This window comes from Microbacterium sp. NPDC058021 (assembly GCF_042885955.1).
GTDB lineage: Bacteria > Actinomycetota > Actinomycetes > Actinomycetales > Microbacteriaceae > Microbacterium.
This window is the reverse complement of sequence record NZ_JBHVRF010000005.1, coordinates 20045-34223: the sequence shown is the minus strand read 5'-3', so window position 1 is coordinate 34223 and position 14179 is coordinate 20045. Positions and strand designations below refer to the sequence as shown.

Sequence of the window (14179 nt, the reverse complement as noted above, 5' to 3'; positions counted from 1 at the left end):
GCAACTAAGCTGGATGGGAATTCGCCATCAGAAGGAGACAAAGCTCATGAGCACTTCCGTGGTCCTCCCCGCGCTCGGCGAGAGCGTCACCGAGGGAACGGTCACCCGCTGGCTCAAGCAAGTCGGGGACACGGTAGAGGCGGACGAGGGTCTGCTGGAAATCTCCACCGACAAGGTCGACACCGAGATCCCCTCCCCCGTGAGCGGTGTGATCGAGGAGATCCTCGTCCAGGAGGACGAGGTGGTCGAGGTCGGCGCGGTGCTCGCGAAGATCGGTGACGGCTCCGGTGCCGCTACCCCCGCTGCTGAGGCCCCCGCGGCCGAGACCCCTGCCCAGACCGAGGCCCCCGCGGCCGAGGCGGCTCCCGCCGAGGCTCCGGCCCCCGCGGCCGAGCCCGCCGCAGCGCCTGCTGCCGAGGCCGGTTCCGGCGATGCCAAGGAGGTGCGCCTGCCCGAACTGGGTGAGAGCGTCACCGAGGGCACCGTGACCCGCTGGCTCAAGGAGGTCGGCGACGACGTGGAGGTCGATGAGCCGCTGCTCGAGATCTCCACCGACAAGGTCGACACCGAGATCCCCGCTCCGTTCGCGGGCAAGCTCGTGGAGATCCTGGTGAAGGAGGACGAGACCGTCGAGGTCGGCGCCCCCCTGGCACGCATCGGCTCGGGCGCTCCGGCTCCCGCTCCCGCCGCCGAGGCTCCTGCCCCGGCCGCCGAAGCGCCTGCTGCTGCTCCCGCACCCGCCGCCGAGGCTCCGGCCCCCGCGGCTCCGGCTCCCTCCGCTGAGGCTCCTGCCCCCGAGGCTCCCGCCGCGGCTCCTGCGACTGCGGCCCCTGCTGCCCCCGCCGCCGGCTCGCTGTCGCTTTCCGCCGACGACGACTCGCTCACCTACGTCACCCCGCTCGTGCGTCGCCTGGCGCAGCAGCAGGGTGTCGACCTCGCGAAGGTCAAGGGTTCCGGTGTCGGTGGTCGCATCCGCAAGGAAGACGTGCTCGCTGCCGCTGCCGCTCCGGCCCCCGCGGCCGAGGCTCCGGCCGCCGCTCCTGCGGCACCGGCGCTCGAGACGTCGCCGCTGCGCGGGACGACCCAGCCGATGTCGCGTCTGCGCAAGGTGCTCGCCGAGCGTGCCGTCGCGTCGATGCAGCAGACCGCCCAGCTGACCACGGTCATCGAGGTGGACGTCACCAAGCTCGCCGCGTTCCGCGACAAGGTCAAGGGCACGTTCCTCGAGAAGACCGGCGACAAGCTGTCGTTCCTCCCGTTCTTCGCGCTGGCTGCCGCCGAGGCCCTCAAGGCGTTCCCGGTGATCAACTCGACGGTGGACGGCGACAAGATCGTCTACCCGCCGACGGAGAACCTCTCGATCGCGGTCGACACGGAGCGTGGCCTGCTCACGCCCGTGCTGCGCGACGCCGGCGACAAGAACCTCGCCCAGATCGCCCACGAGATCGCCGATCTCGCGGGGCGCACGCGGAACAACAAGCTCAAGCCCGACGAGCTGGCCGGCGGCACGTTCACGCTGACCAACACCGGGTCGCGCGGCGCGCTGTTCGACACCCCCGTGGTGTTCCTGCCGCAGACGGCGATCCTCGGTACCGGCGTCGTGGTCAAGCGTCCCGGCATCGTCTCCGTCGACGGGAAGGATGCCATCTCGATGCGCTCCTACGTCTACCTCGCCCTGTCGTACGACCACCGTGTCGTCGACGGTGCGGACGCTGCCCGCTTCCTCGGTGCGGTGAAGTCGCGCCTCGAGGCGGCGGACTTCGAGGGTTCGCTCGGCATCTGATCGCACTCATGGCTGATCCGCGACGTCGTAGGCGTCGCGGATCAGCCATTTCTGCGCCGTCTCCACGATGACCAGCAGTCGGTCGGGCGCCGCCCCGGGCGAGATCGCCGCCACGCGGAGCACCGCGACACCGCCGTAGTCCTCCACGAGGGTGATCTCCCGCTCGGCCCCCGCCAGCCCAAGCACGCCGTCCAGCGCCGGCCGGCCCGGCGTCTCACGCACCGCGTCACGGCACACCTCATCGATGCACGACGACGCCGATGTCAACAGGAGATCTGCCAACGTCTGCGGATCCGTCGGCCCCGGCGCGGTGACGGCGGAGGGGTCCGCCGGGGGTGGCGCCGACGCCGCGGAATCCTCCGGTGCCGGTGCCGGTGCCGGTGCCGGTGCCATTGCCGTTGCCGATGTCGGAGTCGGTACGGGCGCTGTCGCCGCGATCTCGGTCGGCGCCGGATCCGACGGCCACAGCAACCCTGCGCCCAGCACGACCGCCGCCGCTGCGGCCCCGACGATCACCGGCGCACGTCTCACGCGGCGCGGCCGCGGCGATTCCGCGGCACCTGGCGCGCGCGGTGGGCGCCGTAGTCTCACGGTGCGTTCCCGGCCGGGCGTCCGACGCTCCGCCCGGCGCACACGGCGCGCGGCTCGCCGATCGTGTCGCGCGGCCCACCGCTCACGCACATCGTCGCGGACGCCCTGCACCCGCTCGGCGACGTCGGCGTCGACGTGGCGCGCGACGGCGGCACGCAGGGCCGACCGCGGCGGGATCGGCTCCGCGCGCAGGGTCGAGGCCACCGACCGGGCACGGGCCGGAGCGAGCACGGTGGTCACGAGCGCGGTGGGCTCGGCCACGGTGAACAGGGCGTCCTCGGCGGCGGCGAGATCGCCGCGCGGATCGGCGATGGCCGCCGCCGCAGCGCTGAGCGCGGCGCGCACGGTGCCGGCAGACCCGGCTTCGAGCAGCCCGAGGATGCCGAGCGCGGCATCCCGCACACCCTCACCATCGCCGATGGCCAGCACAGGGCGCCCGTCGTCGGTGAGCCACCACCTTCCGGTGGGGGCGTCCTGGGCCTGCGCCGTACCCCGCAGCACGCTGACCGCCACGGTGACGCACTCCCCCGCCGCCGGCGGCGCCCCTGCCTCGCTCCGCTCACGCAGCACCTCGTCGAGCCGTCGCTGGCAGAGCGCGAACACCGCCTCGTGCCCGTCCGCGGTGCGCACGATGTCGATCGGCGTCAGCACGTGCCCGTCTGCGGCAGCGCACCACACCGTGGTCTCGACCAGCGACGCGGTGTCGACGTGCAGCGTCGTGCTGCCGTCGTCTTCACGCACGATCCTGCCGGGCCAGGGTGCGCCATCGGTCACCACGCGGATGACGCTCCCCTCTCCCCGCGGCGAGGGGACGCCGGCAGCGCCTGGTGCGAACGACATCTGACGAGTGTGCGCGGCAACAGGACGGCGGGGCGTGGCCGGAGGCGGCATCCGGGGACGGATGCGACGAGGTGCGGACTGTGCAGGAGGCGGGGCGCGCTGAAAGGTAGGCTGGACCTATGGCCGCACGCACGCCCGCACCCGAAAAACGCCCGGGCTTCTTCTCCCAGCTCCGCTCGCTCTTCGTCTTCACGAAGCAGGCGTACCCGTGGCTGGCCTGGGTGCTCATCGCAATCGTCATCCTCGGCATAGCCGCCGGTGTCGGCATCGGCTTCCTCGTGCCGCCGGTCGCGGTGTGGAGCGTCATCCTCTGGGGCATCAGCGGCCTCATGGCCGGCTTCCTCGGCGCGATGATCACCATGACGCGCCTGTCCACGCGGGCGATGTACCGCAAGCTCGACGGCATGCCCGGCGCGGCCGGTCACATCCTGTCGACCGGGCTCGGCCGCAAGTGGCAGGCCACCGAGATGCCCGTCGGCGTCAACCCGAAGACGCAGGATGCCGTCTACCGCGTCATCGGCCGTGGCGGCGTCGTCATCGTCGGCGAAGGCTCGCGCGGTCGTCTGACCCGCCTCATCGCCGACGAGCGCGGCAAGGTGCAGCGGGTGGCATCCGGAGTCCCCGTCACGGTGCTCTACATCGGCCACGGTGAGGACGAGGTGCCGATCTCGAAGCTCGCCTCGACCATCAAGCGCCTGCCCAACAAGATCGACCGCGCCACGATGGCCGCCGTCATCAAGCGCGTAGACTCGGTCTCGAAGTCGGTCACGTCGCTGCCGATCCCCAAGGGCATCGACCCCACCAAGGTCCGCGCGCCGCGTCCCCGCTGACCGAGCGCCGCCGGGCCGTCAGGCGCGGACGAGAACCGTGCCTGCGGCCTTGTCGTGGAGGCCCCGCTGGTCGGCATCCCAGATGACGGCCGGGATCACCAGCACGAGCAGCAGCGTGCGCACGATCGGCCGCCACAGGCCCGGCCAACCGCCGGTCACGAGGTTCACCCGCATGCCGAGGATGCGGTGCCCAGGGCTGCCGCCGATCGTCGGGATGAACAGCACCTGGAGCGCGGCGAACACGACCATCGGCATGAACTGCGTGAGGCCCGCCTCGCCGGGCAGTGCGAACTGGTCGAACCCCAGGAATGCGGACGCGATGATGGTCGCGGCGGCGTAGTCGATGAACAAGGCGCCGATCCGGCGACCGACGCGGGCGATGCTGCCCGGTCCTTCGGAGGGAAAGCCGAGGCGCTCCCCGGGATAGGTGTTCTCTACAGGGGTTTCGGGCACGTCTCCAGCCTAACCGGAGGCGCGTAACACGCCCGAAACACGGCAGATACTGCCGGGCAACTCCCTCCGACTAAGTTCGTAAGTGCCCGCTCCGGCGGGTCCCGACACCAAGCCCCACCTTTGGAGAACGCATGTTCCGTGATTCATCCGAGGTGCTGAAGTTCATCCAGGACGAGGACGTCAAGTTCCTCGACATCCGTTTCACGGACCTCCCGGGTGTGCAGCAGCACTTCAACATCCCCGCCTCCACGGTCGACGAAGAGTTCTTCACCGTCGGTCAGCTATTCGACGGATCGTCGATCCGCGGTTTCGCGAACATCCACGAGTCGGACATGCAGCTGATCCCGGACGTGTCGACGGCCTACCTCGACCCGTTCCGCGAGGCGAAGACGCTGATCATGCTCTTCGACATCTACAACCCGCGCAACGGCGAGATCTACGCCAAGGACCCGCGTCAGGTCGCCAAGAAGGCGGAGAAGTACCTCGCCTCCACGGGCATCGCCGACACCGCGTTCTTCGCGCCCGAGGCCGAGTTCTACGTCTTCGATGACGTGCGTTACGAAGTGAAGCAGAACTCGAGCTTCTACCACGTCGACTCCGAGGAAGGCGCCTGGAACTCCGGTCGCGTCGAGGAGGGCGGCAACCTCGCCAACAAGACCCCGTTCAAGGGCGGCTACTTCCCGGTGAGCCCCGTCGACAAGCAGGCCGACCTGCGCGACGACATCTGCCTGCGCCTCATCGACGCCGGTCTGCACCTGGAGCGCTCGCACCACGAGGTGGGCACCGGCGGCCAGGCCGAGATCAACTACCGCTTCGACACCATGGTGCACGCGGCCGACGACATCCTGAAGTTCAAGTACATCGTCAAGAACACGGCGCTGGAGTGGGGCAAGGTCGCGACCTTCATGCCCAAGCCCCTGTTCGGCGACAACGGCTCGGGCATGCACACGCACCAGTCGCTGTGGCTCGACGGCAAGCCGCTCTTCTACGACGAGAAGGGCTACGCCCAGCTCTCGGACATCGCCCGCTGGTACATCGGCGGCATCCTGGCCCACGCGCCGGCGCTGCTGGCGTTCACCAACCCGACGCTCAACTCCTACAAGCGTCTGGTGAAGGGCTACGAGGCTCCGGTCAACCTGGTGTACTCGGCCGGAAACCGCTCGGCGGCCATCCGCATCCCGATCACCGGCTCCAACCCCAAGGCCAAGCGTGTGGAGTTCCGGGCTCCCGATGCCTCGGGCAACCCCTACCTCGCCTTCGCCGCGCAGCTGATGGCGGGCCTGGACGGCATCCAGAACCGCATCGAGCCGCACGAGCCCGTCGACAAGGACCTCTACGAGCTGCCGCCCGAGGAGGCCAAGAACATCCCGCAGGTGCCGAACTCGCTGCTGGATTCGCTGGAGGCGCTGCGCGCCGACCACGACTTCCTGACGCGCGGCAACGTGTTCACGCCGGAGCTCATCGAGACGTGGATCGAGTACAAGATCGAGAACGAGATCAAGCCGCTCGCGGCCCGTCCTCACCCCTTCGAGTACGAGCTGTACTTCGGAGTCTGATTCCGAGGGGTCTTAGGGACCGCACTCCCGGTTCCGAGGCCAGCAATTTACTGAGCCCCAGACAGCAGATGCCGTCTGGGGCTCAGTCTATCTCTGGACGTTTACGGACGGCTACGAGGAGTAAACGGACAGGTTCTCGGACAGTGTGGTTGACCGCTTCCGCTCACGCGCAGCGATGGCATGAGGCACCGGCGGCGGGCCTGGTGACTCACCGATACCAACCGACAGGTTCGGCGCCCGTACCGTGTCTGGCAAGTGAGTTGGCGGCGCAGTTGAGAAGTCCCAGTACTCGCCCGCTGAGCTACAAGGCCCGGAATCGCGCGGATTCCGCGGCACGTCTTTTCGCTCGTGGCCTGTGCGTGCCACCCGCCTCGGAGCTGGCCTTCTGCGGCTGGACTTCGATCAGGTGACGCTTCAGCCAGACTAATTCACTTGGGCGCTTGCGCCCAGAACGCTGAGTACATGCTTCGGCGCCAGATCGATGGACAGGGGCGCGCGCACGCACACGCCCTCGCGCGTGCGCGCGAGGGGACTGATCGCTCGATACGATCCGAGCATGTCGGACCCCTTCGCCCTACCCGCCTTCATCGTTGCTCTCGTCGGGCTCATCATCGCGGTGATCGGCGCGCTGACTGGCATCGCGAGCCTCTGGTGGCAGATCGTCACTCGCCGCAAGGGCGCGCACAATGTCCGTGTCTCGGTGTCGTCGGCGCTTCCCGTACCGTCGACCGGCGCGATTCCGGACTGGCAGGTATGCATCTCTCCTGCGAACATCGGGGCCGCGCCCGTGGCTATCACTGGCTGGGGTCTGGAGATGCCCGATAAGCGCGGGTCCCTCGTTCAGACCAAGTACTCACCCTTCAGCGACACTCTTCCGCATGTGCTCCAGCCCGGTACCAGCATCAGCCTGTTCTGGCCCCAGGAAGAGGTGCGGCTGGCGATCTCCACCCACGCTCCGGACGTGAAGGCCGCGAGCCTGCGACCATACGTCCGTCTGGGCACCGGCGAGACGATTTACGCGAGGAAACCCGGCGTACCGGTCTGAATGCACCCACAACACCGGTCCGAACCGCGTCGGGCGCGTACTTGCCGAATCTCAATGCGGAGTCGATGCGCAGACTATCGCGTCAACTCGATGTACGCTCTGCGCGTCCGACTAAGGCACATGCCAACGACCGCCAGCAGATGAACGGCTAGGCCGATCACCACCGCGGAAACCCAGGGCTCAAGGCCGAGCGCGACCCCAGCCTCAATGGTTGCTTGCCCGCCCTCGACCGCGGACGGCGTCACAACCGGATCTGTGTGCGGCTCTGTCGCTGCGGCGGCCACAGTTGTCGCGATCAGGGCGAATGAAACGAGCACGGCGTAGAGAACGTTGGAGAACGTCTGGTCGATGAGGGTCGGGAGCAGCGCCTTGGTCTGGATGCGTGGATCACTGGTAATACCCAGTCGGAGCTGAAACACGAATATGACGAGGCCGAACAGGAAACCGGCGAGCACCGAGAATCCCGCGATGAGGTCGCCCACTATTGCGACGCGAAACCCCGACAGCCAGATTGCGACTCCAACGACGATCGGCAGAACGAGCTGTGCGATGATCTGCCACCAGAGGAAGCCACCCCGCACACCGCGAAGCGTCGCAAGGTGATCCCAAATCATGCCTGTGCGGGCATCGTCACCTGTAGCTGACTCTTCGTCCACGGGCCGCTCCGCCACGACTCTTGCCATGAGAACCCCATCCCTTGGTAGAAGTCTCGCACCTCGTTCAGACATTCGGTGAGGAACGGCTGATTGGTGAGCGGGGGCTCACCGTCGTTGTTGATGAGCACGCGGACGGAGGGCACCTTCTCCTTGTCGATGGCGTAAGTCTTCTCGCGGCCGTCGCGGCTCACGGTCACGAATGTGTCATCGATCTCCCGGCCGTCCCGGAACCCCATGAAGTCAGACGCCTCGATCTTGTGGTCCTGCAACGCGGCGAGAAGCCCAGCAGGCAGGAACTTCTGGCCCTTCTCTGGCTCTAGGCGCTGCTGAAGCTGCCCTTTCAGTACCGGCAGCGCCACGACCCCCTGGGCAAGGTCCACGGGCACGGAGTATGCCACGGCGGTCACGGCCAGCAGATCGGCACCCTTCGCCCAGGCGTCCGACTCGATGACCGTCTCAACATCGAAAGAGAACGTTGGATAGTGCGAAACCAGATCACGTCGGAACCTCTTCACCAGGTCCGGACCACCGCCACTCAACCCCTCGCGCTCGGAAACAAACACGCCGATCTCAGCGTCCGGCGCAACGGCGAACACGAGCCGCGTCATGACCGTCGCCGACTCCCCGGCCGAGCGGCTGTGCGAGACGGCGTGAGTCGCCACCTCGAACGTCTGGCCCACCGTCCCGAAGTAGCCCGCCTCGATCTCCACCAGGACGCTCCGGCCTCGCGGGGTCACACGCGTGATTTTCGTGTATCGGCCGCGCTGATGGTCTACCAGATCATCAGGCGGAATCGACGCCACCCACCCGTGGAAGATGTGCAATAGGTCCTGGCCGTCGATGTCCGACAGCTTTCCGAAGATCTTCTTTCGGTTCCGCCCCGGGCGTACCCGAATTGTCTCCATACCGATGGTGCGTCTCGGCAATGCTGGCTCCCCCCAGTGTCAAGATCACTGTGCCGTGAGGACATTCGGGCATACGGCAGCCGCGCCGGTTTTCCCTCAAACTGCCCTCTAGCGGTCCATCCGGGCGTCTGCCCGTCGAAGGGGGAGCTCGCGGCCACACGCGTGCGCAACGGGGGCGTCCTTGGCGGCGGTGTCCCACGTGTGTCCCACAGGACCGATCGAGACCCGAGCCGAAAGCAAGAAAACCCCGGCTAGGCCGCGGGTTTCAGGTGGTGCGCGATCCTGGGCTCGAATCAGCGCGGGCATCCAGATGGCGGCGACACCGCCTGACGAACTTGCAGAGGCCGCAGGTCGGCAGCTGAACTTGCCGCCGTCACCTCACCGTTGGCCTCATGCCCTCGCCCCTGTCGGCGTGGTGGCGTTCCGATAGCGCACCTCACCGGCGCGTCTTCTCAGCAACCGCAGGAGCGTGATCGGCCCGTTGACCACAAACTTGACCGCGTTCCACAGGCACAGCAGCACGAGCAGGTTGATCCACCCTGGCCCGCCGCCCGCGACCCATTGCGCGAGCACTGCGGCGATCACGCCGTAGACGACAGCGAGGAGCATCGCGGGCATTCCCCACTTGAGTCCGCGGCGGGTGTGCGTGGCGCGGATCAGGATGTTCGTCGGCATACTCCGCTGGAAGAAGGCGTAGATGCGACTCACGAATGCGATCAGCAGCTGGAACATCGTCGAAACCACTCCCTCAGGCGTGAGGCTGGTGCTGCGCTCAGGCTACGCCCGCCTCGCAGCCCTCGGATAGAACCCGCGACTACAGGCTGTGGACGGGCCGCTTGCGACTTGGCGCCCGCCGCGGCTGTGCAGGAGCGGCATCCTGGGATAGCCAGATCGCGTGATCACGCGCCATGCCTGCGGCCGCAGCATCCACTCGCTGGTTCAGCGACGTAGCAGGAGCACCGAGCGCGTCATCTTCGAAGACTCCGTACCGGTCACGGTAGGCGGCGACAATACGCGCCTGCTGACGCCATGCGTTCGCCCGCGCCGCGTCGACGGGAGATCGCCCGAGCGAAGCGACCCACTTCTCTCGCGACGTCAGTGCGGCTTCGACCAGCACCGCAGCTCGTTCCTCGATAAGTTGCGCCCGTTCGTCGAGGGCGCGCTGCATTTCGGCATCCATCTCCCCCAACGCCGCGGGGATGAGACCCGCGATCAGCCGACGCCCGCTCCCCCGCGAACTGCCACTCGACGGCTGAGCGAGAACTCGCTCGAGTCGTTCGTGGAGCACGGCCGCGGCATCCTGAGCATCCTCAAATCCGCGCGCGGCAGCGATTCGTGGGAGCAGCGTGTCGATGTTGTGTCCGAGCGCTTCGGCGCGTCGAAGGCCGGCGGTCAGAGCACCGAACGCGTCCGATGCGATAGCCACCGCGGCCAGAGCGAGCGGCAGCCCGCACGCGTGGATGAGGTTCGTCCAGCGCGGCCGTTGCGCGGATGACGCGAGGGTCTCGTACTCCGCGGCGAGCTGCGCGATCGATCCCCAGCTCTCCTGCTCGGCGACGATCATCTCGTGTGCCGACAGCTCGGCGCCGATATGGCCAAGAACGCCTACGAGGATGTCGCGGGCGGTCGCATCCGCCTTCTCGCCCGGATACCGCGCGGAGTGATTGTCGTCAGGACGAGCCACGACCACGTACGCCATGTTTGAAGCCCTCCCCCGCGTCATCGCGACGTACAAGTTCTCGCGCGTCGTTCCGGGTTCGACGACTGCGTGAGCGGTGTCCGTCGTGATCCCCTGCGCTCGGTAGGCAGTCACCGCGTAGCCGAGCTCGACGTTCTCGGCCACATACTCCGCCGGCAGGTGGATCGGTCGAGCTCCGGCGCGGTCGGTGTTCCGCACGCGAAGAGACCCATCGCTACGAACGGCCACAACCTTCCACCTCGCTCCGTTGCGCACCCAGTCGCGCCCGGAACGCAGCCGACGGTCGTTCTTCCGGGTGATGACGATGTCTCCGACGGATGCCGCCGCACCATCCCGCAACGGCGCTTCGGCACTGGCATCCAGGACTCCGGAGAGGATCAGCTCGGCACGCGCCTGCCTGTTGAGGGCGTCGACGGCATCGCCCGTATCGGCGATGAGCACCGACGACATTCCCCGCCTCACGTCAGTTAGCCATGCGGTGTAGGCCTCATCGGCCATCGCGTCGGCGTCGCCGCCGACGATCCTGTGGTGCGAGCCGTAAACATCCAGCGCTTGCAGCCGCCCGTTGCGGAGGTCGAGGGACGCGTCCTTCTCCCACGCTTGCCGAAAGCGATGCACGTCTGCGAGTTCGGGAGCATCGGAACGTGCCTCAACCAGCATCCGGAATGCTCCGCCCGCGTCGACCGACTGCAGCTGCGCCCAGTCCCCCACCAGGAGCACCTTCGCGCCCGCATGCATGGCCGGCATGCAGATGCGATCGAGCGTCAGCGTGCCGGCGAGGGATGCCTCGTCGATGATCACGAGCTGACCGGCGCCCACCGTCGCGCGCCCTTGGCGATGCTCGTGCAACCACTTAGCGGTGTTCTCGGTGGCGATACCGAGATCGTCGGCAAGTTCGCGCGCGGCGGCAGCAGAAGGCGCGAGCCCGATGACCGAGCCACGCCCATGCTCCTTCTCCCACGCGAGCCGCAGCGCGTGCATCGCCGTCGTCTTGCCTGCACCAGCGGGCCCGATAAGGACGTCGAGTGCGCGAGCCGATGATGCAATCGAATGGAGTGCCGCGCGCTGATCCTGCCCGAGGACAAGCCCGTGATTGCGGCGCGCCCGCTCGGCGTGCTCGAGGGTTGCAGCGCTGACGACCGGACCGTCTGTCGCGCCAGACGCGGCGAGTAGTCGCTCCTCCGCTTTCAGTAGCGCAAGCGACGAGTATCGTTCGGAGCTCCTCGGACGGAAGACGCTGGTCCCATCTGCGCGTCGGAAGTCGGCGGGTGAGACTGCAAGTTCGGGCGGCGTGAGCCGCACGGAGAGCTCCTCGGCGGCGTCCGTGATCATGCCGACGACTGCCTCGCGGTCTTCGGTTACGACGAAGCGCCATCCCATCGTCTGCCGCGCGGCTTCGGCGTAGAGGTTCCACCGCCCCCACGTCGAACGGCGCTCGCTTGCGGCTTCGACCACGCGCGCGGCGGCTTGGTTCAGGATGCCGAGTGACACATCCTCCGCGCGTAACGGGGTGGAGGCTCTTTCGTCATGCATCGCATCACGCGCCCAAGCGGTCGCGTCGCGGCGAAGGATTCGACTGGCGCGGGTGCGCCACTCGAGCGTGAGGTCGGCGAGCGATCGGAGCTGCTTCTCGGGACGGGTCGCGAGCGTCGCCTGCTGCCGCAGCCGGATGATTGTCACCTTCGAAGGGACACGACCGTGCGTGGCGATGTACTCGCCAATGAGCCGGTCCTTCTCGACGTCGATGTGTCGCGAGCGCGAGGAGAACTCGGAGACGAGATGCTCGGGCACGGAGGAGATCGCCCAAACAGGATTTCGATCCGCTTCGCGTTCGCGCTGCTCCCACCCGAGGCCGAGCGCACGAGCCAGGTGGTCGGCGAATACGGCGCTGTGCAACTCGGACAGCGCCACGGTCGCCGCATGCAGCGGTCGCCCGTCGAGCGAGCGCCATCTGCCGTCGAATACGGTGCGCACCTTGTTACTCACCACAACGTGCGTGTGCAATTGCGGATCGCCGGCGCGCGAGTCGAAATGATCGAAGGCTGCGGCGATCAAGCCCGTCACCTCGACCTGCGCAACGGCACCGTCACGTCCCGCTTCGCCGGCGCGGGTCGCAGCCAGTTCCCGCTCCATAAATGCCAGCACGTCGTCGATCGCCCGGTGATGCGCGTTTGCGATCGCGGCTTGGGTGTCGGGTTCGGCGATCGCCCAGAGGACGGATGCCGACTTCGGCAGCGAAAAGGTGAAGTCGTAGCCGGCGACAGCGCGCCGCCGAACACTCTGAGTTGGAGTTGCGGGCTGGGCCGGTGCACTGGACGGGCTATTCGCACTTTGCTCGAAGGTCGCGTATTCGGGATAAGCCCGACCGAGAGGCGCGGCCGTTCCCGGGTCTCGCCCCAATCCCAGGAGCAGCTCCAGCTGAGCTTCGGACACGCGCGAACCCGCGGCGAGCCGCCGGTCGGCGAGCGCCGACAGCCCGCTTCCGAGCCACCGTCCGGGTGGTGTGCCGGCCTCGGCGTAATAGCGGGTCAGCGGTGTGGAGAGGGGACGCTCACCATCGGCCGCGGCGACAGTGCGGAGGAGGTACTTGTACCCATCCCCCGCGCTCATCACCCGCATCGACACCGACATCCCTAACGACCTTCCACCCGCCAGAGAGGTGCCCCGCCGCGCCCGCGTCAGCGGGCGCGGCCTTCGATCTGCAAGACGTGTGGAACCTCAGTACAGTCGTTTCGTGTGGCGGGACCAGTTCGCCTTCGGACAGATCGAGCGCGTCACGCAGGAGCACGGTTGCGCGCTGTCGGCGACGGTCCGATCTGACGCATAAGCGACGGCTTGTCTCCCAGCAGTCATCGCACGATCTTCGCGAGCAGACGCGAGCAGAGCGTCTCGGAGCCATAGGCAAAGTCGTTCGCTGCCGTTGCGCGCAGCGGCTATGTTCGGCTGTGTGGACCTGGACTATTGGCTCCCAGACCAGTTCGAGGAGTTCAAGCGGCAAGCGTCGCGGACCCTTGCCTACGGCACGTCTTTGGGTGTGCTTCCAAATCTCTCGGCCGCTTTCCTTCGCTTCGATCCAGAGTTTAAGCAAGTTGGTCTACGACTCGCCCGCGTGATCACTCACCTGGTAGACCTCCACGATCCGCTTTACGCGGGCCGCGTGCATCCCTCCGACACGGGCGACCCCTCAGCAGTTGTCGGACATCACCTGGCGTGGATCTACCCGCAGGCCGCGCCTGTCACGGTCGACAGACGCGAATTGAGGCGGGTAGCACGCCAGCCGGGCGGCGCGCTTGAAGTATTCAACCGGGCCTTCAACCGTCTTCTGGCTGATGCAGAGGCGGAGTGCGACCGCCGAGAGGCGCTGCGGCCTCCGCGTCCCCGTCCTCGTCTTTCTGGGGTTACCCCGAGAGGTGCGGAACACCTCGTGTGCGAGTGGATGCGTCACCTGGGAGTGGACGGTGCGGAGGTTACCCAACAGAGCGTTGACGGCGGCATCGACGTGACCTCTTCGACCATCGTCGCGCAGGTGAAGCACTATGCCGCTCCCGTGGGCGTAGAGGCTTTGCGAGCGCTTCACGGCGTCGCCGTCGTATTGGATCGAAGCGCTGCGTTCTTCGCGCTGACGGGTTACACAAAGCGCGCAGTGGACTTTGGCGACGACGCGCGAATCCCGCTCTTTACCTACGACCCTGAGCGCGCAGTGCTGCGCGCAGTGAACTTTCTGGCAGTTACGTGCCTTTCGGCCGGTTTCGGCGCGTTGCGGCGAAGCTAGCCGCTGCGTGGGCGTCAACCCCCGCGGAGGCACAGCGGGCAGGGCAGCG

11 protein-coding genes are annotated in these 14179 nt (G+C 67.5%); 5 read left to right on the top strand and 6 right to left on the bottom strand.

Annotated elements, in window-relative coordinates; all coding sequences use genetic code 11:
* Nucleotides 1–46 precede the first annotated feature (46 nt).
* Complete coding sequence (gene sucB, locus ACFVR6_RS11500; RefSeq protein ID WP_386962970.1) at nucleotides 47–1783, top strand: 2-oxoglutarate dehydrogenase, E2 component, dihydrolipoamide succinyltransferase; 1737 nt, start codon at nucleotides 47–49, stop codon at nucleotides 1781–1783.
* Between the two features lie 6 nt (nucleotides 1784–1789).
* Here sucB and ACFVR6_RS11495 read toward each other — a convergent pair whose 3' ends face one another.
* Nucleotides 1790–3214 carry a hypothetical protein gene (locus ACFVR6_RS11495; RefSeq protein ID WP_386962967.1) on the bottom strand — a complete coding sequence of 475 codons (1425 nt, stop codon included), beginning with the start codon at nucleotides 3212–3214 and terminating at the stop codon, nucleotides 1790–1792.
* A gap of 119 nt (nucleotides 3215–3333) precedes the next feature.
* Between ACFVR6_RS11495 and ACFVR6_RS11490 the strand changes: the two genes are divergently transcribed.
* The gene (locus ACFVR6_RS11490) at nucleotides 3334–4044 is read left to right on the top strand and encodes a DUF4191 domain-containing protein (protein WP_386962964.1); all 711 of its coding nucleotides are present in this window, start codon (nucleotides 3334–3336) and stop codon (nucleotides 4042–4044) included.
* An 18-nt stretch (nucleotides 4045–4062) separates the two neighbouring features.
* Here ACFVR6_RS11490 and ACFVR6_RS11485 read toward each other — a convergent pair whose 3' ends face one another.
* Nucleotides 4063–4497 carry an RDD family protein gene (locus ACFVR6_RS11485; protein WP_386962961.1) on the bottom strand — a complete coding sequence of 145 codons (435 nt, stop codon included), beginning with the start codon at nucleotides 4495–4497 and terminating at the stop codon, nucleotides 4063–4065.
* 131 nt (nucleotides 4498–4628) lie between these two features.
* Between ACFVR6_RS11485 and glnA the strand changes: the two genes are divergently transcribed.
* Both glnA and ACFVR6_RS11475 read left to right on the top strand, forming a co-directional pair.
* Nucleotides 4629–6053 (top strand): type I glutamate--ammonia ligase, encoded by a 1425-nt coding sequence (glnA, locus tag ACFVR6_RS11480; protein WP_386962959.1) that lies wholly within the window; start codon nucleotides 4629–4631, stop codon nucleotides 6051–6053.
* 556 nt (nucleotides 6054–6609) lie between these two features.
* On the top strand, nucleotides 6610–7098 hold the full coding sequence (locus ACFVR6_RS11475) for a hypothetical protein (RefSeq protein ID WP_386962956.1): 489 nt from the start codon (nucleotides 6610–6612) through the stop codon (nucleotides 7096–7098).
* A gap of 74 nt (nucleotides 7099–7172) precedes the next feature.
* On the opposite strand, the gene ACFVR6_RS11470 is transcribed toward ACFVR6_RS11475, so the two are convergent.
* The 4 genes from ACFVR6_RS11470 to mobF all read right to left on the bottom strand — a co-directional run bounded on the left by ACFVR6_RS11470 (nucleotide 7173) and on the right by mobF (nucleotide 12989).
* A complete protein-coding gene (locus ACFVR6_RS11470) occupies nucleotides 7173–7754 on the bottom strand; it encodes a hypothetical protein (protein ID WP_386962953.1) in 582 nt (193 codons plus the stop codon).
* The gene (locus ACFVR6_RS11465; RefSeq protein WP_386962950.1) at nucleotides 7709–8680 is read right to left on the bottom strand and encodes a hypothetical protein; all 972 of its coding nucleotides are present in this window, start codon (nucleotides 8678–8680) and stop codon (nucleotides 7709–7711) included. The genes ACFVR6_RS11470 and ACFVR6_RS11465 overlap by 46 nt, the downstream gene beginning before the upstream one ends.
* A gap of 369 nt (nucleotides 8681–9049) precedes the next feature.
* Nucleotides 9050–9391: a sulfate permease gene (locus ACFVR6_RS11460; RefSeq protein WP_386962947.1), complete on the bottom strand. Its 342-nt coding sequence runs from the start codon at nucleotides 9389–9391 to the stop codon at nucleotides 9050–9052.
* Between the two features lie 82 nt (nucleotides 9392–9473).
* Nucleotides 9474–12989: a MobF family relaxase gene (gene mobF, locus ACFVR6_RS11455; RefSeq protein ID WP_386962944.1), complete on the bottom strand. Its 3516-nt coding sequence runs from the start codon at nucleotides 12987–12989 to the stop codon at nucleotides 9474–9476.
* Nucleotides 12990–13305: 316 nt separating this feature from the next.
* On the opposite strand from mobF, the gene ACFVR6_RS11450 reads away from it, so the two are divergent.
* A complete protein-coding gene (locus ACFVR6_RS11450) occupies nucleotides 13306–14130 on the top strand; it encodes a restriction endonuclease (RefSeq protein ID WP_386962942.1) in 825 nt (274 codons plus the stop codon).
* Nucleotides 14131–14179 lie beyond the last annotated feature (49 nt).